This is a genomic window from Paraburkholderia bengalensis, assembly GCF_037126505.1.
In the GTDB taxonomy this organism is placed as follows: Bacteria; Pseudomonadota; Gammaproteobacteria; order Burkholderiales; family Burkholderiaceae; genus Paraburkholderia; species Paraburkholderia bengalensis.
Genome location: NZ_JACFYJ010000058.1, coordinates 30,953 through 53,329, shown reverse-complemented (window position 1 = coordinate 53,329; position 22,377 = coordinate 30,953). Strand labels below are relative to the sequence as shown.

General features: G+C 63.3%; 24 protein-coding genes and 1 tRNA gene. 9 read left to right on the top strand and 16 right to left on the bottom strand.

Annotated elements, in window-relative coordinates; all coding sequences use genetic code 11:
- The coding region (locus H3V53_RS27895; RefSeq protein ID WP_336600684.1) for an acyloxyacyl hydrolase at positions 1 to 224 on the top strand (224 nt) is incomplete at its 5' end.
- A 45-nt stretch (positions 225 to 269) separates the two neighbouring features.
- Positions 270 to 653 carry a DUF4440 domain-containing protein gene (locus tag H3V53_RS27890; RefSeq protein ID WP_054917432.1) on the top strand — a complete coding sequence of 128 codons (384 nt, stop codon included), beginning with the start codon at positions 270 to 272 and terminating at the stop codon, positions 651 to 653.
- 131 nt (positions 654 to 784) lie between these two features.
- On the opposite strand, the gene leuA is transcribed toward H3V53_RS27890, so the two are convergent.
- Both leuA and ybiB read right to left on the bottom strand, forming a co-directional pair.
- Complete coding sequence (gene leuA / locus H3V53_RS27885) at positions 785 to 2,443, bottom strand: 2-isopropylmalate synthase (RefSeq protein ID WP_336600683.1); 1,659 nt, start codon at positions 2,441 to 2,443, stop codon at positions 785 to 787.
- A 543-nt stretch (positions 2,444 to 2,986) separates the two neighbouring features.
- A complete protein-coding gene (gene ybiB, locus H3V53_RS27880) occupies positions 2,987 to 3,955 on the bottom strand; it encodes a DNA-binding protein YbiB (protein ID WP_336600682.1) in 969 nt (322 codons plus the stop codon).
- Between the two features lie 264 nt (positions 3,956 to 4,219).
- On the opposite strand from ybiB, the gene H3V53_RS27875 reads away from it, so the two are divergent.
- Complete coding sequence (locus H3V53_RS27875; RefSeq protein WP_336600681.1) at positions 4,220 to 4,918, top strand: fumarylacetoacetate hydrolase family protein; 699 nt, start codon at positions 4,220 to 4,222, stop codon at positions 4,916 to 4,918.
- A gap of 36 nt (positions 4,919 to 4,954) precedes the next feature.
- A complete protein-coding gene (gene maiA, locus H3V53_RS27870) occupies positions 4,955 to 5,599 on the top strand; it encodes a maleylacetoacetate isomerase (RefSeq protein WP_336600680.1) in 645 nt (214 codons plus the stop codon).
- 148 nt (positions 5,600 to 5,747) lie between these two features.
- Here maiA and ftsY read toward each other — a convergent pair whose 3' ends face one another.
- Positions 5,748 to 6,914: a signal recognition particle-docking protein FtsY gene (gene ftsY / locus H3V53_RS27865; RefSeq protein ID WP_336600679.1), complete on the bottom strand. Its 1,167-nt coding sequence runs from the start codon at positions 6,912 to 6,914 to the stop codon at positions 5,748 to 5,750.
- 325 nt (positions 6,915 to 7,239) lie between these two features.
- On the opposite strand from ftsY, the gene rsmD reads away from it, so the two are divergent.
- The 3 genes from rsmD (at position 7,240) to H3V53_RS27850 (ending at position 8,882) form a co-directional block, all read left to right on the top strand.
- Entirely contained in the window at positions 7,240 to 7,854 is a 615-nt protein-coding gene (gene rsmD, locus H3V53_RS27860) for a 16S rRNA (guanine(966)-N(2))-methyltransferase RsmD (RefSeq protein ID WP_336600678.1), read from the top strand.
- Positions 7,855 to 7,971: 117 nt separating this feature from the next.
- Positions 7,972 to 8,478 carry a pantetheine-phosphate adenylyltransferase gene (coaD, locus tag H3V53_RS27855; protein ID WP_336600677.1) on the top strand — a complete coding sequence of 169 codons (507 nt, stop codon included), beginning with the start codon at positions 7,972 to 7,974 and terminating at the stop codon, positions 8,476 to 8,478.
- A gap of 146 nt (positions 8,479 to 8,624) precedes the next feature.
- Entirely contained in the window at positions 8,625 to 8,882 is a 258-nt protein-coding gene (locus H3V53_RS27850; protein WP_054917404.1) for a YfhL family 4Fe-4S dicluster ferredoxin, read from the top strand.
- Between the two features lie 85 nt (positions 8,883 to 8,967).
- Here H3V53_RS27850 and hisC read toward each other — a convergent pair whose 3' ends face one another.
- The 8 genes from hisC to H3V53_RS27810 form a co-directional block, all read right to left on the bottom strand.
- The gene (gene hisC / locus H3V53_RS27845; protein WP_336600676.1) at positions 8,968 to 10,047 is read right to left on the bottom strand and encodes a histidinol-phosphate transaminase; all 1,080 of its coding nucleotides are present in this window, start codon (positions 10,045 to 10,047) and stop codon (positions 8,968 to 8,970) included.
- Between the two features lie 34 nt (positions 10,048 to 10,081).
- Entirely contained in the window at positions 10,082 to 10,684 is a 603-nt protein-coding gene (pth, locus tag H3V53_RS27840) for an aminoacyl-tRNA hydrolase (RefSeq protein WP_054917401.1), read from the bottom strand.
- A 120-nt stretch (positions 10,685 to 10,804) separates the two neighbouring features.
- On the bottom strand, positions 10,805 to 11,416 hold the full coding sequence (locus tag H3V53_RS27835) for a 50S ribosomal protein L25/general stress protein Ctc (RefSeq protein WP_054917431.1): 612 nt from the start codon (positions 11,414 to 11,416) through the stop codon (positions 10,805 to 10,807).
- Positions 11,417 to 11,571: 155 nt separating this feature from the next.
- Positions 11,572 to 12,528 (bottom strand): ribose-phosphate diphosphokinase, encoded by a 957-nt coding sequence (locus H3V53_RS27830; protein ID WP_054917427.1) that lies wholly within the window; start codon positions 12,526 to 12,528, stop codon positions 11,572 to 11,574.
- 47 nt (positions 12,529 to 12,575) lie between these two features.
- Positions 12,576 to 12,652, bottom strand: a tRNA-Gln gene (locus H3V53_RS27825).
- A gap of 51 nt (positions 12,653 to 12,703) precedes the next feature.
- Positions 12,704 to 13,585, bottom strand: coding sequence for a 4-(cytidine 5'-diphospho)-2-C-methyl-D-erythritol kinase (gene ispE / locus H3V53_RS27820; protein WP_336600675.1), 882 nt, complete (start codon positions 13,583 to 13,585; stop codon positions 12,704 to 12,706).
- 25 nt (positions 13,586 to 13,610) lie between these two features.
- A complete protein-coding gene (lolB, locus tag H3V53_RS27815) occupies positions 13,611 to 14,243 on the bottom strand; it encodes a lipoprotein insertase outer membrane protein LolB (protein ID WP_336600674.1) in 633 nt (210 codons plus the stop codon).
- A complete protein-coding gene (locus tag H3V53_RS27810) occupies positions 14,243 to 16,084 on the bottom strand; it encodes a tetratricopeptide repeat protein (RefSeq protein WP_336600673.1) in 1,842 nt (613 codons plus the stop codon). The genes lolB and H3V53_RS27810 overlap by 1 nt, the downstream gene beginning before the upstream one ends.
- 87 nt (positions 16,085 to 16,171) lie before the next feature.
- Here H3V53_RS27810 and mutM point away from each other — a divergent pair, with 87 nt between their 5' ends.
- A complete protein-coding gene (gene mutM / locus H3V53_RS27805) occupies positions 16,172 to 17,002 on the top strand; it encodes a bifunctional DNA-formamidopyrimidine glycosylase/DNA-(apurinic or apyrimidinic site) lyase (protein ID WP_054917391.1) in 831 nt (276 codons plus the stop codon).
- Positions 17,003 to 17,009: 7 nt separating this feature from the next.
- Positions 17,010 to 18,122, top strand: coding sequence for an A/G-specific adenine glycosylase (gene mutY, locus H3V53_RS27800; RefSeq protein ID WP_336600672.1), 1,113 nt, complete (start codon positions 17,010 to 17,012; stop codon positions 18,120 to 18,122).
- Positions 18,123 to 18,131: 9 nt separating this feature from the next.
- Here mutY and H3V53_RS27795 read toward each other — a convergent pair whose 3' ends face one another.
- The 5 genes from H3V53_RS27795 to hpf form a co-directional block, all read right to left on the bottom strand.
- On the bottom strand, positions 18,132 to 18,767 hold the full coding sequence (locus tag H3V53_RS27795) for an LON peptidase substrate-binding domain-containing protein (RefSeq protein WP_336600671.1): 636 nt from the start codon (positions 18,765 to 18,767) through the stop codon (positions 18,132 to 18,134).
- A 67-nt stretch (positions 18,768 to 18,834) separates the two neighbouring features.
- Positions 18,835 to 19,728, bottom strand: coding sequence for an RNase adapter RapZ (rapZ, locus tag H3V53_RS27790; protein ID WP_336600670.1), 894 nt, complete (start codon positions 19,726 to 19,728; stop codon positions 18,835 to 18,837).
- Between the two features lie 92 nt (positions 19,729 to 19,820).
- Complete coding sequence (gene hprK, locus H3V53_RS27785; RefSeq protein ID WP_007579699.1) at positions 19,821 to 20,789, bottom strand: HPr(Ser) kinase/phosphatase; 969 nt, start codon at positions 20,787 to 20,789, stop codon at positions 19,821 to 19,823.
- Between the two features lie 228 nt (positions 20,790 to 21,017).
- Positions 21,018 to 21,473 (bottom strand): PTS sugar transporter subunit IIA, encoded by a 456-nt coding sequence (locus H3V53_RS27780; protein ID WP_054917385.1) that lies wholly within the window; start codon positions 21,471 to 21,473, stop codon positions 21,018 to 21,020.
- 375 nt (positions 21,474 to 21,848) lie between these two features.
- Positions 21,849 to 22,208, bottom strand: coding sequence for a ribosome hibernation-promoting factor, HPF/YfiA family (gene hpf / locus H3V53_RS27775; protein ID WP_054917384.1), 360 nt, complete (start codon positions 22,206 to 22,208; stop codon positions 21,849 to 21,851).
- Positions 22,209 to 22,377 lie beyond the last annotated feature (169 nt).

Sequence of the window (22,377 nt, the reverse complement as noted above, 5' to 3'; positions counted from 1 at the left end):
AGGCAGGCGTAGGCGTGCGCCTGCTGACTCATCCGCGCATTTCTTCGACCTATACGCTCAGCTCCGCGTTCCAGTTCGCCGACATGGTCGGCGTCGGCGCGCAGTTCGGCGGTCGTCAGCAGTATCAGGTCGGCTACCGCTTTCAGCACATCTCGAACGCGAGTATCAAAGAGCCGAATCCTGGTATAAATTTCCACCAGATTTACGTGCAGTACAACTTCTGACGACGGTTGCCGCTGGCGGTGCTGTCGTCGATAGGGGCGAGCGCGATGGCGGCAAAAATGATCGAAGCGATTCGCGGCCTGGAGCGTGAGCGCTTTCGCGCGATGGTCGAAGGCAACGGGCAGCAACTCGACGCGCTGCTGTCCGATAGCGTCATTTACGTCCACACCAACGGCAAGCGCGAGTCGAAGCAGCAGTTCATCGACGCCATCACGGCCGGGCGCCGCCGCTACCGCCAGATCGAAATCCAGTCGCAGGATGTGCTGCCCGTCGGGAGCGAGACCTGCGTGGTCACAGGACGCGCGCTGATCGAGATGGAAGCGAACAACGGCGCGCTGCTGTTTCCGATTGCCTATACGGCGATTCAGGCGCAAGAAAACGGCAAGTGGCGCCTGATTGCGTGGCAGGCAACGCGCTGCGCGATCGAGTGACGCGGATCACGCGGTCACTCCGTTCTGACGGGCGTCGCCTTGTGAGCGCGCCGCGCGCCGCGGCGAGTCGAACCGCTGGCGCTGCCGCCTATGCGTTGAAGCTCGAATCGGCTCCTTAATAGATCTGTTCGTCAGGCGGCCGCGCGCCGGTCGATCGTCGTCGCGCTGGCGCGATTGACGCCGCTGACCACGGCATCGACGACGGCCGTCATTTCATCCTCCGCGACGCCCACGCCGTGCCGCATCGGCTGCTCGCCGACGCGGCAGCCGACGAACACGGCCGTGCGGCCATCCGTGGTGCGCATCGTTTCGAACGATGTGATCTCGACCGGCTGCGTCGCGGCCGCCGCCATTTCCCGCGCGACGGCCTTCGCATATGCCTCGTGTCCGTCGACGCTCGCGGCCGCCGCGGCGGGCACGCTGATTTCGCGCTTGTTCCAGCGCAGTGTCGAGCCGTTCACGCGCTGCGCCGGCCCGTGCGCCTCGAAGTATTCGCGCGCGAACAGCGCGCAGATCGCGTCGCCCGTCACTTCTTCGCCGGATTGATCCGCCACGGCCTGCACCGCGTGGCTGAATTCGATCTGCACGCGGCGAGGCGGCGCGAAGCCGATGCCGCGCTCGAGCAGATACGTCGCGCCGCCCTTGCCCGACTGGCTGTTCACGCGGATCACGGCGTCGTAGCTGCGGCCGACATCTGCGGGATCGATGGGCAGATAGGGCACTTCCCAGGCAGCGTCGGATTTCTGCTGCGCGAAGCCTTTGCGGATCGCGTCCTGATGCGAGCCCGAAAAAGCCGTGTACACGAGGTCGCCCGCGTACGGATGGCGCGGATGCACGGGAATCTGGTTGCAGCGCTCGACGACGCGCCGCACGGCGTCAATGTCCGAAAAGTCGAGGCCGGGATCGATGCCCTGTGTGTAGAGGTTCATCGCGAGCGTCACGATATCGACGTTGCCCGTGCGCTCGCCGTTGCCGAACAGGCAGCCTTCGATGCGGTCCGCGCCCGCCATCAGCGCCAATTCCGCCGCGGCGACGGCCGTGCCGCGGTCGTTGTGCGGATGTACCGACAACACGATGCTGTCGCGATAGCCGAGGTTGCGGTCCATCCATTCGATCTGATCGGCGTACACGTTCGGCGTCGCGGCTTCGACGGTGGCGGGCAGATTGACGATCATCTTGTGATCGCGCGTCGGGCGCCAGGTCTGCGCGACGGCGTCGCAGACTTCGCGCGCAAACGGCAGCTCGGTCATGCTGAACGTTTCGGGCGAATACTGGTACATCCAGTGCGTCTGCGGGCGCGCGTCCGCGTGTTCGCGGATGATGCGCGTGCCTTCCACTGCGAGCGCCTTCACCTCGTCCTTCGACTGGCCGAACACGATCTTGCGGAACGACGGGCAGATCGCGTTGTACAGATGGACGATCGCGCGCGGCACGCCGTCGAGCGCCTCGAACGTGCGCGCGATCAGGTCGGCGCGCGACTGCACGAGCACTTCGATGGTCACGTCGTCGGGAATGCGCTTTTCGTCGATCAGCTTGCGCACGAAATCGAAGTCGGTTTGCGACGCCGACGGAAAGCCGACTTCGATTTCCTTAAAACCGATGGCGACGAGCATCTCGAAGAACTCGGTCTTCTGCGCGATGCTCATCGGCTCGATCAGCGACTGGTTGCCGTCGCGCAGGTCGGTGCTCATCCAGACGGGCGCGCGGTCGATCGTGCGGGTGGGCCACTTGCGGCCGGTCAAGCGGACGGTGGGGAAAGGGCGGTATTTCTCGGCAGGGTTGCGCATCATGGTAAGGCCTCGTTCGTTTCGTCTAGTCGTGTGCTGGGTGATGTGGCGTCGAGCGGCTGGCGGGCTGCCACAGATGCACGACCCGCAAGCCGGGCGCTAGCGGGAGCAACGAACGGGCGCGAATGAAGAACGTCATCGGAACGACGACGACCGAAACGATCGAAACGGATGCCCATGCAACGTGCATTTGACCCTCGCGATCCGCCCGCGCGATAAACGGACGAATACGGACGACTACAGGTTTTGAAGGAACTACGGACTGGGGTGAAACAGAAACTGCGGAACTGCTCTGGAGGACCGCCGCTAGCCGCTGTGGCGACTGCGTGCGGCGCTACGCCTGACTTACGCTAGGCGTAGCGATAGGGGCCGCGCTAGGCGGCCGAGGGTAATTCGGAGGGTGTTCGGAATGGAACGCATCGCTAGAAGATAAGCGACGCAGCAAGGGACTGTCAACCCGCAAATCCGCTTTGACGTGTTTCGCCAGTTGTTCGGGTCGGCTGTTTTCTCACGTCCCGTGCTGCGCTGCTTGAGCGTCGGCCCGCTTCAGGCGGCCTTTCGCGCGATATCGACGATCAGTTCCACCTGGCGCGCGATCGCGACAGGCACGGGCGCGTCGCCGCGTAGTACCGCGTCGATCCAGGCGGCCGTTGTCGGCGCGTCGCGTCCTTCGGGCAGCTCGACCTCGGGCGCATCGGGCGACGAGCGCTCTGCCGCGACACGCGTTTCGCAGATGCCGTTGTGCAGCCAGTCGATCTGCACTTGGCGGCGCGTATCGGCGACGGCTTCGCCCTCGGTGCCGCGCGCAAGCAGCGCGCCGCCGAGAGCCGCATCGGGATGCGACACGAAAAGCTGCGTCAGACTTTCGCGATAAGGCGGATGCGTGTAGTTCACGAGCCGCAAACCGGCCGGCGCGAAGGGCTGGAGAATCTTGACGAGCGTATGCGTGGAATTGCGCACGCCCATGCGCCGACGCAACGACAGCAGGCGCGCAAGCTTTGGCGCGAGTGTCTGGATGGGCGCGAACGCGACGCGCTGGCTTGCGAGATTCGCCTCGATTTCGTCGTGCGTCTGCGCGGGTGACACGTTCAGATGCGAGAAGATTTCAGCGCTGGTCACGCGGCCGGGGTCTTCCGTGACGCCGTGCACCAGCACGGGCACGCCTTCGCGTGCGAGCAGCTGCGCGAGCAGCGGCACGAGATTGGGTTGCTTGCGCGCGCCGTTGTAGCTCGGAATCGATACGGCCTGATACGCGCCGTGCCTGACGCGCACCGGCGAAAACGAGGCGTGCGCCGCCGCGAGCATCGCTGCCAGTTCGTCGGCGGATTCGCCTTTTACGCGATACGCCAGCAGGATCGCGCCCAATTCGAGGTCGTCGACACGGCCGTCGAGCATCGCCGCGTACAAGGCGTGCGTGTCGTCAGGCGTGAGCGCGCGCGCGCCATTGGGGCCACGGCCGATTTCCTTGATGAATCGGGCGCAGGGGAACGGGGCGGTATTGGTGAGATCGGTCATGGGGCAAATCGGTATCGTGAGGCAGCGGGCAATGACGCTTGCGTGTAGCGGCCGGCGTGGCGGTGGTTTGCTGCGGATCGTTCGAGTATCGCACGCCGTGAGCGGCTTCTGAGTTCGAGCAAATTCGCGGCCTGCCGTGAACCTTACGGGACGGCGACGGCGCGCGCCACCTGGCCGATCGGCCAGGCTACGCGCGCGACGGCGTCGCGTTACACTCAATGCCTTGCCGCATCGAGGCGGTTCAATCAGAAGACGGAGAACGGAATGGGTTACGTGTTTGCGCCAGCGCCGGTGACGGCTGTGCCGGTCGTCGGATCGGATGATCAATTCGCGGTGCGCCGCATCTACTGCGTCGGTCGCAATTACGAAGCGCATGCCCGCGAAATGGGCCACGATCCCGACCGCGAACCGCCGTTTTTCTTCGCCAAACCCGCGGATGCCGTGCTGTACGTCGCACCGGGCGCGACGGGCGAGTTCCCGTATCCGGCGCAGTCGAAGAACGTCCACTACGAGATGGAACTCGTCGCGGCAATCGGCAAGGCGGGCAAGAACATCGCCACGGAGAACGCGCTCGACCACGTCTACGGCTACGCGCTCGGCCTCGACATGACGCGCCGCGACCTGCAGGCGGAAGCCAAGAAGCTCGGCCGTCCGTGGGACACGGCGAAGGGTTTCGATCATTCGGCGCCGCTCGGACCGATTCACCCCGTCTCGAAGGTTGGGCATATCGGCAAGGGCGCGATCTGGCTCGCCGTCAATGGCGATGAGAAGCAGCGCTCGGACGTATCGCAACTGATCTGGTCGGTGGCGGAGACGATCGCGTATCTGTCGGGCTTCTTCGAACTGCAGCCCGGCGATCTGATTTTCACGGGCACGCCCGAGGGCGTCGGCGCGATCGTACAGGGCGATCTGATGAAGGGCGGTGTCGACGGGCTCGGCGAGTTCAGCGTGCGCGTCGTGTGATGTTGCTGACATGAAGTCAGCAGGGAGGACAACACAATGAAGCTATACAGCTACTTTCGTAGCTCGGCGTCGTATCGCGTGCGGATCGCGCTGAACCTGAAGAACCTGCCGTACGAGTACATCCCCGTGCATTTGCTGCGCGACGGCGGCGAGCAGTTCAAGCCCGAGTATCGCAAGCTCAATCACGACGCCGTCGTGCCGACGCTCATCGACGGCGACAACGTGATTACACAGTCGCTCGCGATTATCGAGTACCTGGAAGAGACGCATCCGCAGCCGCCGCTCTTGCCCGCCAAGCCAGCCGATCGCGCGTACGTTCGCTCGATCGTCCAGCAACTCGCGTGCGAAATTCATCCGTTGAACAACCTGCGCGTGCTGAAGTATCTGAAACGCACGGTGGGCGTGTCCGACGACGTGAAGGACGCCTGGTATCACCACTGGATCAGTTCGGGGTTTGCGGCGCTCGAAGAATATCTCGTCGCGGACGGGCGAGCGGGCAAGCTGTGCTTTGGCGACACGCCGTCGGCTGCCGATATCTGTCTCGTACCGCAGGTGTTCAACGCGATGCGCTTCAACGTCGATCTGAATCCGTATCCGACCATTCGGCGCATCTGCGAATACGCGAACACGCTCGATGCGTTCGCGCGCGCGGAGCCGGGCGCGCAGCCTGACGCGGAATGACGCAGGCCGACGCGGCATGACGCTGCGTGACTTCGAGCCGCCCGAGCCCGAATCGGCGATGAACCGGTAGCAACGAAAAAGGGCGTCATGCCAACTGTGCATGACGCCCTTCGCGTTCCGTCCGTCCAATCGTCAACGAGCGGTGAGATCAGCCAAGTAACGCATCCGAGAACTCTTCAGCGCTGAACGGCTGCAAATCTTCGACCTTTTCGCCGACGCCGATGAAATACACGGGCACAGGCCGCTGACGCGCGATCGCGGCGAGAATGCCGCCCTTCGCCGTGCCGTCGAGCTTGGTCACGATCAGACCCGTGAGGCCGAGCGCGTCGTCGAAGGCCTTTACTTGCGCCAAGGCATTCTGGCCGGTGTTGGCGTCGATGACGAGCAGCACTTCGTGCGGCGCGCCGTCCATCGCCTTGCCGATCACGCGCTTCACCTTGCGCAGTTCTTCCATCAGATGAAGCTGCGTCGGCAGACGACCGGCCGTGTCCGCCATCACGACATTGATCTTGCGTGCGCGCGCCGCGCCAACCGCATCGAAGATCACGGCAGCCGGGTCGCCGCTTTCCTGCTGCACGACGGTCACGTTGTTGCGCTCGCCCCAGATCGCGAGCTGTTCGCGCGCAGCGGCGCGGAACGTGTCGCCGGCCGCGAGCAGCACCGACTGGTTGAAGCGCTGCATGTGCTTGGCCAGCTTGCCGATGCTCGTGGTCTTGCCCGCGCCGTTGACGCCCGCGATCATCATCACGGTCGGGTGGTAGTGGCCGAGCGTGAGCGACTTTTCGAGCGGCTTGAGCAGATCGACGAGCAATGTGCGCAGCGCGGCCTTGACCTGCTGTGGATCGGTGAGCCGCTCGGCGCGCACTTTCTCGCGCAGCGCTTCGAGCAGATATTCCGTCGCGTCGACGCCCGCGTCGGACATCAGCAGCGCTGTTTCGAGTTCTTCGTACAGATCCTCGTCGATCTTTGCGCCGACGAAGATGCCCGTGATGCTCGAACTGGTCTTCGACAGCCCGCTCTTCAGGCGGGTCAGCCATGAGCGCCGGGCGGCGGCTTCGGGCTGCGGCGGCGGGACGATTTCGACCAGTTCGTCGGCTTCGTCGACGTCTTCGAAGTCGGCAGGATTGGGCACGTAGTTCGGATCGAACTCGGGCGCGTCGGCGGAATCCGGTGTCGTTTGCGCGCGCGCAGCGGCGGGCGCCTCCGTTTCAGCCTCATCCCGTGTGTCGACGTCGGCGCCGGACTCGGTTTGCGACGCTTCAGGCGTGTCGTCGGGCGCCTTGGAACCCTTGAATCGTTTGAAAAAGCTGAACATGGTCTGAGCTGGAATGAGATTGCGCCGGAGGCTGCTTTCGGCTCGGCGCCGTTCTGCGTGGACGGTGGGGCGCCGGCCGGCGGCGGACCGATCGCAGTGCGGTAAACATGGCGCTGGAAGCCCGCCATTTTATCAGGCGCGCTAAACGGCGTCGTGAATGCCGGCGGCGTTGGCAGCCGCAATGCACCGCGGTGGTGAACTTCGCAGGGGGCGCGGCGCGCGTGTGGTAACGTGGGCGCTCCGGCTCGCCCGACACTGCCCAACACTGCGAGACGGCCCCTCGACGCAACCGACCTGGCGAGCGCACGCTCAACTGACAAACCGCATGCCCCGACCTTCTCCTGCGCGCGCGAAGAGCGCGACTTCCAGCCGCGGCCAGACACACACCATTCGCATCATCGGCGGCGACTGGAAACGCACGCCGCTGCCCGTGATCGATCTGGACGGCCTGCGCCCGACGCCCGATCGCGTTCGCGAAACGCTCTTCAACTGGCTCGGCCAGCGGCTCGACGGCCAGCGCTGCCTCGACCTGTTCGCAGGCAGCGGCGCGCTGGGCTTCGAGGCGGCGTCGCGTGGCGCATCGCGCGTGCTGATGGTCGAGCGTCACGCGCGCGCGGCCGCGCAGCTAAGGGCAAATCAGGCGAAGCTCGCGGCGAGCGCGATCGAAGTCGCGGAAGCCGACGCGCTGCGCCTGGCAGCGAGTCTCGCGCCCGGCTCGTTCGATGTCGTGTTTCTCGATCCGCCGTTCGGCGAGGATCTGCTTGGCCGCGCGCTCGAACTGGCCGTGCCGCTGGTCGCCCCGGATGGCTTTCTCTACGTCGAATCCGGAGAATCGCTCGATGCCGCCGCCAACCCCGCGCTCGAAGCCTGGTCCGTGGTCCGGCAGGGCAAGGCAGGCGCTGTCCACTATCATTTGCTGCAACGCGAAAATGAGGAATAATGCGCGTTCCATAACAAGCGCCGGACGGCTTTTCGTCACGTGCGCGGTATCGTCGCGAGACGAGTCCTGCGAGGCGTGTTCCGGCACGCCTTCTAGTCTGTAGAGAGGAGAAATCCCATGGTTGTCGCCGTGTATCCGGGTACGTTCGATCCGCTCACGCGCGGTCACGAAGACCTCGTGCGTCGCGCGTCGAGCATTTTCGACACGCTGGTGGTGGGAGTGGCGGATAGCCGCAACAAGCGGCCATTCTTTAACCTCGAGGAGCGCCTGGAGATCGCGAACGAAGTGCTCGGTCACTATCCGAATGTCCAGGTGATGAGCTTCAAGGGGCTATTGAAGGACTTCGTGCGCGTCAACAACGCGCGCGTGATCGTGCGCGGGCTGCGCGCCGTGTCGGATTTCGAGTACGAATTTCAGATGGCAGGCATGAACCGCTATCTGCTGCCCGACGTCGAGACTATGTTCATGACGCCGTCGGATCAATACCAGTTCATCTCGGGCACGATCGTCCGCGAGATCGCGCAACTGGGCGGCGACGTGAGCAAATTCGTGTTTCCGTCGGTGGAAAAGCGGCTCAACGACAAGGTCGCGGCCCTCGAGCAGGCGCGCAACGCGCAGCCATGATCCGTCAGTGCGCGCGGTCGCAGCGCGGTGTGCATTGCGTCGATAACCGGACGCCGTGTGTGGTCTATCCGGCCGGCGTAAAATTGCGGATTACGGAACGTTAGCCGGCGCGCACAGGACGCGTGCCGGCATGAAGTGAGAACAGCATGGCCCTGATGATTACCGACGAGTGCATCAATTGCGACGTCTGCGAGCCCGAGTGCCCGAACGACGCAATTTCGATGGGCCCGGAAATCTACGTGATCGACCCGAAGAAGTGCACGGAATGCGTTGGCCATTTCGATGAGCCGCAATGCGTGCAGGTATGCCCCGTCGAATGTATTCCGCGCAACCCGGAGCATGTGGAAACGCGGGAGCAGTTGCTGACGAAGTACAACGGGCTGCAGGCGGCAAAGAACGCCTGATCCGCGTGATCTTTTCTGGAAACGGCGCGCTGCCTGTTGGACGGGCAGCGCGCCGTTTGTCCTGTACCTGGCGAATGCGCCGCGTCTAGGCGAGGTGGCCGTCCATCAGGACCTTCAGCGAATCCAGCAGCGCGTCGCACTCGGCATCCGTGCCGACCGAAATCCGCAGATGCTGGTCGATGCGCGGCAGCTTGAAATGCCGCACGAAGATTTCCTTTTCGCGCAGCCGCGCCGCGAGCGTAGCCGCGTCGAACGCTTGGTGACGCGCGAACACGAAATTGGCCGACGACGGCACGACTTCGAAGCCCAGCGCAATCAGTCGCGCCGTCAGCCGCTCGCGGCTCGCGACGACTTTCGCGGTGCAGTCCCGGAACCACGCGTCGTCTTCGTAGGCGGCTTTCGCAGCTGCTTGCGCCAGACGGTCGAGCGGATACGAGTTGAAGCTGTCCTTCACGCGGTTCAATGCGTCGATCAGCGCAGCATCGCCGAACGCGAAGCCTACGCGCATGCCGGCGAGCGAGCGCGATTTCGAAGTCGTATGGACGACGAGCAGATTCGAATATTGCCGGATCAGATTAATCGCGGATTCGGCGCCGAAGTCCACGTACGCCTCATCGATTACGACGACTGAATCAGGATTCGATGCGACAAGCCGTTCGATGTCCGAAAGCGGCAACGCATGACCCGTCGGCGCATTCGGATTGGGGAAGATAATGCCGCCATTCACTTGCCGATAGTCGTCGATGCGGATCTGGAACGCAGCGTCGAGAGGAATCGTCCGATACGCAACGTCATAGAGACGCGCATACGTCGGATAGAAGCTGTAGGTGATGTCGGGAAAGAGAATTGGCTGGTCGTGCTTCAGAAGTGCCTGAAACACGATGGCCAGCACTTCGTCCGAACCGTTGCCGGCGAACACCTGGTCCGCGTTCAGCCCATGATGCGCGGCGACGGCTTCGCGCAACGCGCGGGCCGTCGGATCGGGATAGCGGCGCAGCGCTTCGCCGTGCTCGCCGAGTTCGGCGCGGATCACGCTGACGACAGCGGGCGACGGCGGGTACGGATTCTCGTTGGTGTTCAGCTTCACGGGATGCGCGAGCGCGGGCTGTTCGCCCGGCACGTACGGCGTCAAGCGGCGAACGATGTCGCTCCAGTAGCGGCTCAAGCTTCTCTCCTATCTGTGCGATGCCCGTTAATCGTTAGGGATTGCGATGCAACTGCATCATTGCGCGTTCGAGTTCGCCCTTGACGACGGTCGGCATGACGGCGAGCGCGCGCTCGATCGATGCATCGATCACGTCCTGCTCTTCCTTGCGCGGCGGCTTCAGCACGAAGTTCGCGACGTCGGGCTTCGCGCCCGCGCGCGCGCTTTCGGGAATCAGATCGCGCGGATGACCGATGCCGATGCGCAGGCGCCAGTATTGCTGTGTCGAAAGATGCGCGGAGATGTCCTTCAGCCCATTGTGTCCGCCGCTGCCGCCACCGAGCTTGAGCTTGACGGTGCCCGGCGGCAGATCGAGTTCGTCGTGCGCGACGAGAATCTGGTCGGGCAGGATCTTGAAGAAATGCGCGAGCGAGACGACCGCCTGGCCCGAGCGATTCATGTACGTCATCGGTTCGAGCAGATGCACTTCTTCGCCGTACAGACGCGCTTTCGCATAGAAGCCGTGGAAGCGCCGCTCGTCGCGCAACGTCGCGCCGGCTTCGCGCGCGAGTTGGTCGACGAGCCAGAAGCCGGCGTTATGGCGGGTCGCGGTGTATTCGGCGCCCGGATTGCCGAGCCCGACGATCAGCTTGATCATGTTCGAGTGAGCCGCGCGGTATGCGACACGGCTTTGGAGAAACGAAAAAAAACCCGCCGGGGCGAACCGCGGCGGGTTACGTCGACCGTTCCATTGAAACGGATCGAGAGGATAGCGGCTTTATTCGGCAGCCGGCGCCTGGCCTTCAGCCGACGCTTCTTCCGACTGGGCACCAGCAGGAATCGGCGCCGAGACGATCACCGGGTTTTCCGACGCGAGGTGCGCAACTAGCGCGACGCCAGCGGGCAAAACGATGTCCGTTGCGTGCAGCGACTGACCGGCTTCGATCTTTGCCAGATCGACTTCGATGAACTCCGGCAGAGCGGCCGGCAGGCATTCGATTTCGATTTCGTTGATGACGTGCGAGATGATCGCGCCGCCCAGCTTCACAGCCGGGTTGGTTTCCTGGTTCATGAAGTGCAGCGGCACCTTCGTGTGCAGCTTCTTCTTCGCGTCGACGCGCTGGAAGTCCACGTGCAGGATGATCTGACGGAACGGGTGGTATTGCACGTCGCGCAGCAGAACCTGTTGCGACTTGCCTGCCACTTCCAGATCGAGGATCGACGAGTGGAATGCTTCTTTCTTCAGTGCGTGAAACAGCGCGTTGTGATCGAGTTCGATCAGTTGCGGTTCGCCAGCGCCGTACACGATGCCCGGGGTCTTGCCCGAGTTACGCAGGCGGCGGCTCGCACCCGTACCTTGCAGATTGCGCTCGAAAGCGACGACTTTCATTTGATTCTCCATTAGCTGCCCGCGACCAGGCAGTAAAACGGGGCCACGCTCAACGTTGGCTGGCTGACGGCCCCAGACAAAACGGCGTGAACCTTCGTCCGTCCACACCGATATGCAAAAACGCCGCATTCGACATGCGGCGCCTTCGCAAATTTTCAGCTTTCCGCAAACAGCGACATCACCGAGTCGCCGCGACGGATACGCGAGAACGTTTCGGCCAGCAGACCTGCGCTCGTCAGCGAGCGGATCTTCGGGCACGAGCGGGCTTCTTCGCCGAGCGGAATCGTGTCGGTGACAACGAGTTCGTCGAGTGCCGATGCCGCGATACGCTCGCCAGCGCCGCCTGACAGGACCGGGTGCGTCGCATAGGCGAACACCTTGATCGCGCCGCGCGCCTTCAGCACTTGCGCTGCCTTGCAGAGCGTTCCCGCCGTATCGACCATGTCGTCCATGATCACGCAGGTGCGGCCTTCGACTTCACCGATGATGTTCATCACTTCGGCGACATTCGCCTTCGGACGACGCTTGTCGATGATGGCCAGATCGCAATTGAGCTGCTTGGCCAGTGCACGCGCACGCACCACGCCGCCGACGTCCGGCGACACGACCATCAGGTTCTCGTGATTCTGCTTGCGCAGATCGCCGAGCAGAACGGGCGTTGCGTAGATGTTGTCGACGGGGATGTCGAAGAAACCTTGAATCTGGTCGGCGTGCAGATCCATCGTGATGATCCGCTCGACGCCGGCGATTTCCAGCATGTTCGCCACGACCTTCGCCGAGATTGCCACACGCGCCGAACGCGGGCGGCGATCCTGACGGGCATAGCCGAAGTAGGGGATGGCTGCAGTGATCCGACCTGCCGATGCACGCTTGAGCGCATCGACCATGATCATCAGTTCCATCAGATTGTCGTTGGTCGGCGCGCAGGTGGACTGGAGGACGAAGACGTCCTTGCCACGCACGTTTTCCTGGATCTCGACCTGAATCTCACCGTCCGAGAACCGGGAGACCATTGCTTTACCGAGGGGAATACCGAGGATTTTGACGACTTCCTGTGCAAGCGCGGGATTTGCGTTGCCAGTAAAAACCATCAGGCCGTCATGGCTGCTCATCATGCACCTGCTTCAGGCTGTGGGAGGCGAGGAACTGCGAGAAATTTTGGCAGGGGAGGAAGGACTCGAACCCTCGCATGCCGGAATCAAAATCCGGTGCCTTAACCAACTTGGCGACTCCCCTACACTAACTTTGAGCTTCACTGAATGTGTAGGTCACTCAGTGCCGCGAAACTTATGCCGCGAAAGCGAAGAGTGGATGCGTATCCAGGCTTGCCGCAACTGCACTATTCCATTCGACTGGCAGTTTGGCTTGCGCCGCCACTGCTTCATCTTTACTACGGAACGCTGCAAAAACGCTTGCGCCTGATCCTGTCATCCGCGCCGGCGCGATGTTGTCAAACCATCGAAGCACCCGCGCTACTTCCGCGTATTTCCCTGCGACTACCTGCTGCATGTCATTACGACCGAAACTGTCTGGCCATTCTGCGCTGCAACTATGCTGTGCAAGAAAGTCTGCTATTGTGAGGGCTTTCGTATCTCTTGTCAACGTTTTTTCTGAGAAAATCGCTGAGGTTGGAACGTGAACCCTCGGTGTCACCACCAGAAAGTGGCGCGGCGGCAATTGTACATGCTCAAGTGCTTCTCCGACACCCTCTGCGAACGCATTTTTTCCAAACACGAAAAACGGCACGTCGGCACCGAGTTTCAGCGCAAGCGCCTGCAGTTCCGCGCGCGGCAAGTCCAGCTTCCATAGACGGTTCAGCGCGAGCAGCGTCGTCGCCGCGTCGGAACTGCCGCCCCCAAGGCCCGCGCCCATCGGCAGCCGCTTGTCGATCTCGATGTTCACGCCCTGGCCCGTGCCTGTGTGCTCCTTCAGGAGTCTTGCGGCGCGTACGGTGAGGTCGGTGTCGGCGGGCACATCGGCGATTTCGGTGCCGCGCGTGATCGCGCCGTCGTCACGACGCGTGAAATGCAGCGTGTCGCCCCAGTCGAGCAACTGGAATACCGTCTGCAGCGCGTGATAGCCATTCGGCAAACGGCCGGTGATGTGCAGGAAGAGGTTCAGCTTCGCTGGAGCGAGACAGTCGCGCAGCGAGTCGTTCGTTTCGATCATGAGTCTTTAATGGATGCGCGTGCGATTACTGGTCGAGCACGAGCTTGATGTCGAGCGGCGGTTCGGCGCGTTCGAGATTGACGCGCTTCACACCCGTTGCAGGCGCATCGGCATAGGCGAGATAGTCGATCGTCCAGCCGTCCTGCTGGATCTGCTTCAGATGCGTTGCCTGTTGCGGATCATTCTCCGTCGTCGCTTTCGATGTCGGCGCCACCGATGGCTGCAGCCAATAGCGCAACCCTTCGACGGGCAGCGCAAAACCAAGCGCGTTCTGCATCAGTGTGGAGACGTTATCGGCCGTGAGCGGCTGGCGGTTCGGCAGTTCGAGCGTCGCGGCCGACGGCGAAGACGTGACAATCGCCATGGTCTGGCCGAGCGGATTGCGCAATTGCACCGTGACGGTATCGCCACGTTCCTGCCAGTCGAAATTGCCGTACGCGTTGCGCTGCTGGCCGTTCTGGTCGACGTACTGAACCGCGAAGCGGCCGTGATACGCGCGGCTTGTCTGCGCGGTGACGGCCGTTGCGGCATTCGACGTCGACGGACCTTGCGGCTTGACGGACGCGCAGCCAGACAAGGCGACGATGGCTGCGGCTGCGAGACCCAGCGCCGCGCGGCGCGGCGCTGGAAAGGCAAACACGGGAAGGGAAAAGTGCATCAGAGATCGTTCACCTGAAAACGTTTGAGCGTTTTGACGAGCGTATCGTTGTCGGGTTCGAGCTTGCGGGCATCGCGCCATGCCGCGCGCGCCTGATCCTGATCCCCGCTCTTCCACAGCACTTCGCCGAGATGCGCGCCGATTTCGGCGTTCGGCTGCAGATCGTAGGCCTTGCGCAGCACGCGGATCGCATCGGTTGTGTCGCCGAGCCGGTACTTGACCCAGCCGACGCTGTCCATGATGAACGCATCGTTCGGTGCGAGCGACAGCGCCTTCTCGACCAGCTTGTCGGCTTCCTGCAGACGCTGGTTGCGATCGGCGAGCGAATAGCCGAGCGCGTTGTAGGCCTGCGCGTTATCGGGTTGCGTACGCATGAGCTTGCGCAACTGCGTTTCCATCACGTCGAAATGGCCGTTTTTCTCGGCGGCCATCGCGTAGTCGTACGTGAGGTCGGGGTCGTCGGGGAAATCGGTGGTGGCTTGCGCAAGGCGCGCCTCGGCTTCCGGATAGCGCTTCGCGTCGAACAGGATCGCCGCGTCCGTGCGCGCGATCAGCGCCTGGTCGCGCGGGTCTTGCGCGCGGATGCCCGCGAGCAGCCTGCGGGCGTCGTCGACCTTGCCTTGCCGTTGCAGCAGTTGCGCGCGCGTGATCTGCGCGGGCAGGTACTGCGAACTGGTGGGAGGAATCTTGTCGAGCCAGCGATTCGCGCCCGCGTCGTCTTTCTGTTCGAGCGACAGTTGCGCGAGATAGATATACGCCTGGCCCGGGTCGGCGCCCGGCGTCTTCTCGGCCTTCTGCGCGTATTGCTGCAGATAGTTCTGCGCTTCCGGCAGATTTTTCTGCTGGATCCTGATGAGCGCAAGCGCCATCAGCGGCGTCAGATCGTTCGGGTTGTCCTTCTGCATGTACTCGAACTGCTTCTGCGCGTCGTCGAGACGATCGCTGGCCAGATACATCTGCGCGAGCGCAAGCCGTGCTTCGTGCGACTTCGGATTGGCCTGGACGTATTTTTCGAGCGACGCGATCCCTTCCTTGCGTTCCTCCGGTCCCATCTGCGACAGCATCATCGCGGCGGGCAGATAGTCGGGCTTGAGCTTGAGCGCCTGCTCGAGCGACTTGCGCGCGCCTGGCGCGTCGTCGGCGATAAGCTGCTGGCGCGCGATCGCAAACTGCGCTTCTGGGCGGTTCATGTCGTTCGCGAGCAGATCCTGCAGCACATGCAGACCGCCGACGCGGTTCGGCCCGCGCGAAATCAGCAGTTGCAGCGCGAGAATGCCGTTGCCGCGGTTTTCGGGCGGGATCTTGGCGAGTTCCTTCGCGAGCATGGGCTTCGCGTCGTCGGGCTTGCCCGACAGCACCAGCAGCGATGCATCCAGTTGCGCGGCGCGTTCCGACTGCGGCGCGTACTGTTGCCACAGTTGCGCGGCTGTTAGCGCGTCAGAAGGGCTTTGCGCCGCCAGCGCGATTTCCGTCGCTCGCTGTGCCATGCGCGGGTCGTGCGTGTCGCGAGCGAGCGAGAGATAGGTTTGATACGCTGGCGCCGGCTGATTGCGTTGCAGCGCGACTTCAGCCGCGAGCACCTGAAAGACGATCTGGCTCGACAGCGCCACGTTGGGCAGATTGTTCTTTTCTTCGGCGGAATCGGGACCGAAGGCGTCTTGCACGGAGACGGAGTTGTCATCCGAATCGGGCGACGGGTCCTGCGCATGCGCGGGCAATGCGGCGAGCGCCCACACGGCGAGAGCGGCCACACCCAGCAGCCGGCGTGCGGAAACAGCGTGCGGCACGCTGTTCGCACCGGTCCGGCGCTTGAAAAACAGCTTGACGAAGGACAGGTTCATACAGATCCGTTCAATGTTTCGGACGATTGTAACGCGCTCGCTACAATACGCGCATAACCATGGACGCAAGTTGCAGACCAGTTAGATATGCCAGAGTTGCCAGAAGTTGAGGTTACCCGACGCGGGATCGAACCGTACGTCGCCGGACGCCGCGTCGAACGCGTCGAGGTTCGCACGCCAATGCTGCGCTGGCCGATCCCGACCGGTTTTGCTCGCCTGCTGCACGGCCGGCTGGTCCACAAAGTGGAACGGCGCGGCAAATACCTGCTGTTCGAGATCGACGAGGGCTGGTTCATCGTGCATCTCGGCATGACGGGGACGCTCCGTGTTCTACGCAACGTGCCGCATCTTCCCGCGGCGGCGAAACACGATCACGTCGACTGGATCTTCGACGACTTCATTCTGCGCTTTCGCGACCCGCGCCGCTTCGGCGCTGTCTTATGGCACCCGCGCTCGGCAGGCGACGTTCTCGATCATCCGCTGCTGGCGGACCTCGGCGTCGAGCCGTTTGCGCCGTCTTTCTCCGGCGCCCTGCTGCATCGTAGGACGCGCGGACGCAAGGTGTCGGTGAAGCAGGCGCTGCTCGCGGGCGACATCGTCGTCGGCGTGGGGAACATTTACGCGTCCGAAAGCCTGTTTCGCGCCGGCATCCGGCCGACCACGCCCGCAGGCCGCATTTCACTCGTTCGTTACGATCTGCTTGCAGACGCCGTGCGCGCGACGCTCGCCGCTGCAATCGAGAAGGGCGGCAGCACATTGCGCGATTTCGTCGGCAGTAACGGTGAGAGCGGCTATTTCCAGCTCGATTATTTCGTCTATGATCGCGCCGGTCTGCCATGCCGCGTATGCGGCACGCCGATCAAACAGATCGTGCAGGGGCAACGCTCCACCTATTTCTGTCCGACCTGTCAGCGCTGATTCACTCATGTCCGCTTCCGCCGCTTCCGCCGCTTCAGCCGCTCCCTCCACCATACCCGCGCTGGCCGATTTCTCTGTGCGGCTGATCGCATGGCAGCGCGAGCATGGCCGTCACGACCTGCCGTGGCAGAACACACGCGATCCCTATCGCATCTGGCTGTCGGAAATCATGTTGCAGCAGACGCAGGTGTCGACGGTGATTCCGTACTACGCGCGCTTTCTCGCGCGTTTTCCCGACGTGGCCGCGCTCGCCGCCGCGCCCGCCGACGACGTCATGACGTTATGGGCGGGCCTCGGCTACTACACGCGCGCGCGCAATCTGCATCGCTGCGCGCAGGTGGTGGTCGAACGGCATGGCGGCCGCTTTCCGCAATCGGTCGAAGCGCTCGCGGAACTGCCCGGCATCGGCCGGTCGACGGCGGCTGCCATTGCATCGTTTGCCTTCGGCGCGCGCGCGACGATCCTCGATGGCAACGTGAAGCGCGTGCTTGCGCGGGTGTTCGGCGTCGAAGGATTTCCGGGCGAGAAGAAAGTCGAGAACGGCATGTGGCTGCTGGCGGAATCGCTGCTGCCCGTGAATGCAACCGAGGACGACATCAGCGCCTACACGCAAGGTCTGATGGATTTCGGCGCGACGCTGTGCGCGCGCGGCAAGCCCGATTGCGCGCGTTGTCCGTTCGCTGTCGATTGCGTGGCGAACGTGACGGGACGTCAGCGCGAGTTACCGGCCGCGCGCCCGAAAAAGACGGTGCCGACGCGCCGCACCTGGATGCTGCTGCTGCGCGACGGCGACACCGTGATGCTCGAGAAGCGCCCGCCGTCGGGCATCTGGGGCGGCTTGTGGAGTCTGCCGGAAGCCGCCGACGAAGCATCGCTCGCACAGCGCGCGCGTGCGTTCGGCGCGCGCGCTCAGATGTCGCCGCTCGCGCCGCTCACTCACGTGTTCACGCACTTCAGACTCGACATCGAGCCGCGTATCGCCGAATTCGATCGTTCTTCGAAGTGTGCGAGTGCGCGCGATGCGGACACCGTATGGATGTCGCTGAACGAACTGGACGCGTACGGCGTGCCCGCGCCCGTGCGCAAACTGCTCGAAGGTCTGCAGGGCTCGCTGATCTGAACGCAGGCGCTACAGCAATTGATGTTGCTGCATGTAGTGATGCACGACGTCGATGCGCGCGCCGGCGTCCTGCAGTTCCATCAGCTTTTGGCGTGCCTTCAGCGGGATCGGCAGCACTTCGGCGAGACGGTTCGATACCCACGTGGGATCGTCGAGTCTGAACGGTTCGATGAACGGCAGGCTCTCGGGATCACGGTCGCGGATCGTCGCGATGATCCGTTCGAGCACTTCCGCGCACGCGCCGAATTTTTCCATGTGCGCGGTGCCTTCGAGCGGCACGTCGCTGCCGACGAGTTCGGCCATGCCGACCAGCAGCCCGCCCGATTCGACGCGATGCGACAGCAGACGAAAGCGCTCGGTGCCGCGCGCGCGGATCAGCAGCATGCCGAATTCGTCGACGTCGCATACGTCGATTTGCGCGAGACAGCCGACGCTTTCGGGTACCGCGGGCTCATCGGGCTGCGCGACTTCGGCGCCGCTTTTCAGCAGGCACACGCCGAATGGCGTGCCGTCGCGCAGACAGTCGCGCGCCATGTCGAGATAGCGGGCCTCGAAGATTTTCAGCGGCAGTAGTCCATCGGGAAAGAGGACGGTGTGCAATGGAAACAGCGGCACATCGGCAAGCACGGACGGTGTAGAGGACATGGCGCAACGCTTCGGTTAGGGCCGCCGCCGCTTTGAGTGGCGACCGTTCAAGCCGCCATCGGAAGCCTCAGGCGACCAGTTTCGATGACTCGTCGACGTTGATCGGCGCATCGCGATGCCGCACTATCACGTTCCCTTCACTCGCGAAACGCGCGGCCAGCGTTTCGGCGATGAATACCGAGCGGTGCTGCCCGCCCGTACAACCGATTGCAACGGTCAGATAACTGCGGTTGTCGTCGCGGAAATGCGGCAGCCATTTCTGCAGGAACGACTCGATGTCGCCGATCATCTGCTGGACGACGGGCAATGCATCGAGGAAATCGATCACGGGCTTGTCGAGCCCTGTTAGCGGCCGCAGTTCGCGGTCGTAGTACGGATTGGGCAGCGCGCGCACGTCGAATACGAAATCGGCGTCGAGCGGCACGCCGCGCTTGAATCCGAACGATTCGAACATCAGCGCGATGCCCGTGTGCTCCTGCTCGATGAAGCGCTTGACCCACGCGCGCAAAACGTTTGCCCGCAAGTTGCTGGTATCGATCTGATGGCCGAATTCGGCCAGCCCCGCGACGAGTTCGCGCTCGCGCTCGATCGCTTCGGCGAGCGAGGTCAGCAGGCCGACGTCGGCATCGTGCGCGGGCGAGCCCGACAGCGGGTGGCGGCGGCGTGTTTCGGAAAAACGTTGGATCAGGGCCTGCGTGCTGGCGTTCAGGAACAGCACGCGGACGTCGTGCTGGCCCGACAGGCCGCGGATCATTTCCGGCATCTCGTCGAGCGAGGCGCCCGAGCGCGCGTCGATCGCGACGGCGAGCCGGTCCTGCCCGTCGCTCGCGACGTAGGCGGCGAGTTCGGGCAGAAAGCGCGGCGGCAGATTGTCGACGCAGTAGTAGCCCGCGTCTTCGAGCGCGTTCAACGCGACAGACTTGCCGGAGCCGGAAATGCCGGTGATCAGGATAATGCGCATGGAGTCGTGGAATCCGTTCGGTTCATCATAGCATCCGGTGCAGCCCGCCGTGGCACCGCGCGCCGTGGTACCGCGATCTCACACGCCTCGCGTCAGATCAGCTTGCCGGGAAACTGGCTGTCGGGGTCCTGCATCGCGAGACGCTGGCGATCCATGAAATCGCGCAACGTGTCGATGCCGCGCAGTTGCAGGATCGTGTTGCGCACCGCCGCCTCGACGAGCACCGCGAGGTTTCGGCCGGCCGCCACCTGGATCGTGACCTTGCTGATGGGCAGGCCGAGCACGTCGACGGTCTGGCTTTCTAGCGGCAGGCGCTGGAATTCGCCGTCCGGGCGGCGCACCAGCTGCACGATCAGCTTCAGCTTCATTTTCCGGCGCACGGCCGTTTCACCGAAGATCGTCTTGATGTCGAGCAGGCCGAGGCCGCGCACTTCAAGCAGGTTTTGCAGCAGAGGCGGGCAGCGTCCTTCGACGAAGTCGGGGCCGAGGCGGACGAAGTCGACGGCATCGTCGGCGACGAGGCCGTGGCCGCGCGAAATCAGTTCGAGGCCGAGTTCGCTCTTTCCCAGGCCCGAATCGCCCGTCAGCAGCACGCCCATGCCAAGAATGTCGAGAAACACGCCGTGCAGTGTTGCGCGCGGTGCAAGGATGCGCGACATGTACAGACGCAGGCTGTCGATCACGGCAGCGGGCGACATCGGCGTGGTGAAGAGGGGCGTGGACGAGCGCGTGCAGCGCAGGACCAGTTCCGGCGGCGCGGCGACACCGCCCGCCACGACGAGGAATGGCGGCTCCAGCGCGATCAGCTCGGCCATGTGGCGCGAGCGGTCTTCGTCCGATTGACGCTGGTAGTAGTTGGTCTCGGCCTCGCCGAGCACCTGAATCCGGTTCGGGTGAATCAGGTTGAGGTGGCCGACGAGGTCGGCGCTGGACGTTGCAGTCGCAACCGTCTCCGCCGAGAAGCCGCGTTCCCAGCCCTCATGCCCCGTCAGCCAGCTGAGTTTCAGCGCGGCGGCGTTGTCGTCGAAAATGCTTTGGGCGTTGATGCTGGACGTATCCATGAATGCCTGACTCCCTGACCTCGTATGTGCCGCTGTGTGCCGCTCATGTGCTGCTGCTGTCGTGCCGCTAACCCGCGGCCGTGGCGCCGCGATGCTGTCGTCCGCCGCGCGGCGCCGCGTGCACGATCTGTTCGACCCGCGACGACGTCCGCTCGACGGACATCGCGGCAGCCGTCTAACGCGGCGCTTCGCTCCGGCTTTCCCGGCACGAAGCGCTACGCCGATACATCAAGGTTGCCACTGAGTCAGCAGACGATGCAACGCCTCGCGGTCCTCTTCCGTGTGCAACCGTTCGCGTGCTTCGCGATCCGACAACAGTTGGGCGATCTCCGACAGGATCTCGAGGTGCTGTTGCGTCGCCTGTTCGGGCACGAGCAGGAAGATCAGCAGCGAAACGGGCTGGCCGTCCGGCGACTCGAACGGGATCGGATCAGCGAGGCGCACGAACGCGGCAAGCGGCTGCTTGAGGCCTTTGATGCGGCCGTGCGGTATCGCCACGCCTTCGCCGAGTCCCGTTGAACCGAGACGCTCGCGCGCGAACAGATTGTCAGTCACTGTGCTGCGGGCGATGCCGTTCTGGTTTTCGAAGATCAGGCCCGCTTGCTCGAATACGCGCTTCTTGCTGGTAACCGATAGACCGACGACGACGTTTTCGAGGGGAAGATATTTGGCTAAACGATTCATGTTGACAGGCGCAAAGGTCGCCTGGATTCTCCTCGCTGTGGCGTTTAAAAGCGTTCCATGCCTGGCAACTGCTCATGGCGAACCCAGCGATGCGCAATGAGCCCTGCTTCTGAAACCCGCAGATGATCGCCGCGTGATCCCTTTGGGCAGGACTCGGGCTGGACAAAAACCCCGAAGGTAACCGATTTATTATAGAACAGGGTTACGGCGTATGGTGCGCCGCGCCATGAGCCGGTGTGCGAGCAGCCCCATACCGTGCGCGTGCCTTGCATATCGTGCGATGTCGCGGCGCCCGGCGCGCCAACGTGTGCACAAAACAAAAACCGCCCTTTTGGAGGGCGGTTTTGCGGGGAAGGGGAAAGCCTCTAAACGCGCTTATTGCGGTGGCACTTCAGGCTGCGCCGCTAGCGGCTGATACTTGATCGCTTCGTGCTGATGGCCCTGCAGGCGATCCTTGTGACGAATGACTTGCCGGTCAAGCTTGTCGACCATCAGGTCGATCGCGGCGTAGAGGTCGCCGTCACAGCTTTCGACGAAAATGTCCTTGCCCTTCAGATGCAGGTTGATTTCAACCTTTTGTCTCTTTTCCTTTTCCTTGTGGTTGTCGACCGAGAGGACCACACTGCCATCGATCACCTGATCGAAATGTCTTAGCACCCTGTCAAGTTTGGTGATCACGTATTCGCGCAACGCTGGCGTTACTTCGAGATGGTGTCCACTGATCTTCAGATTCATAGTGCTTCTCCAAGCTAGTGGCCGCTTGGTCCGCATGAATCGCGCGAGCGCCGGTCGATCGCTCGATCTGCCACGCTGTCCCCCGTTTGACAGGCTACTGGCAGGTCGCATCGGCCAGCCTGCTCCGCCAAACAGCGGCGCGGCCGGAAAATACCCGCCACGGGACGCA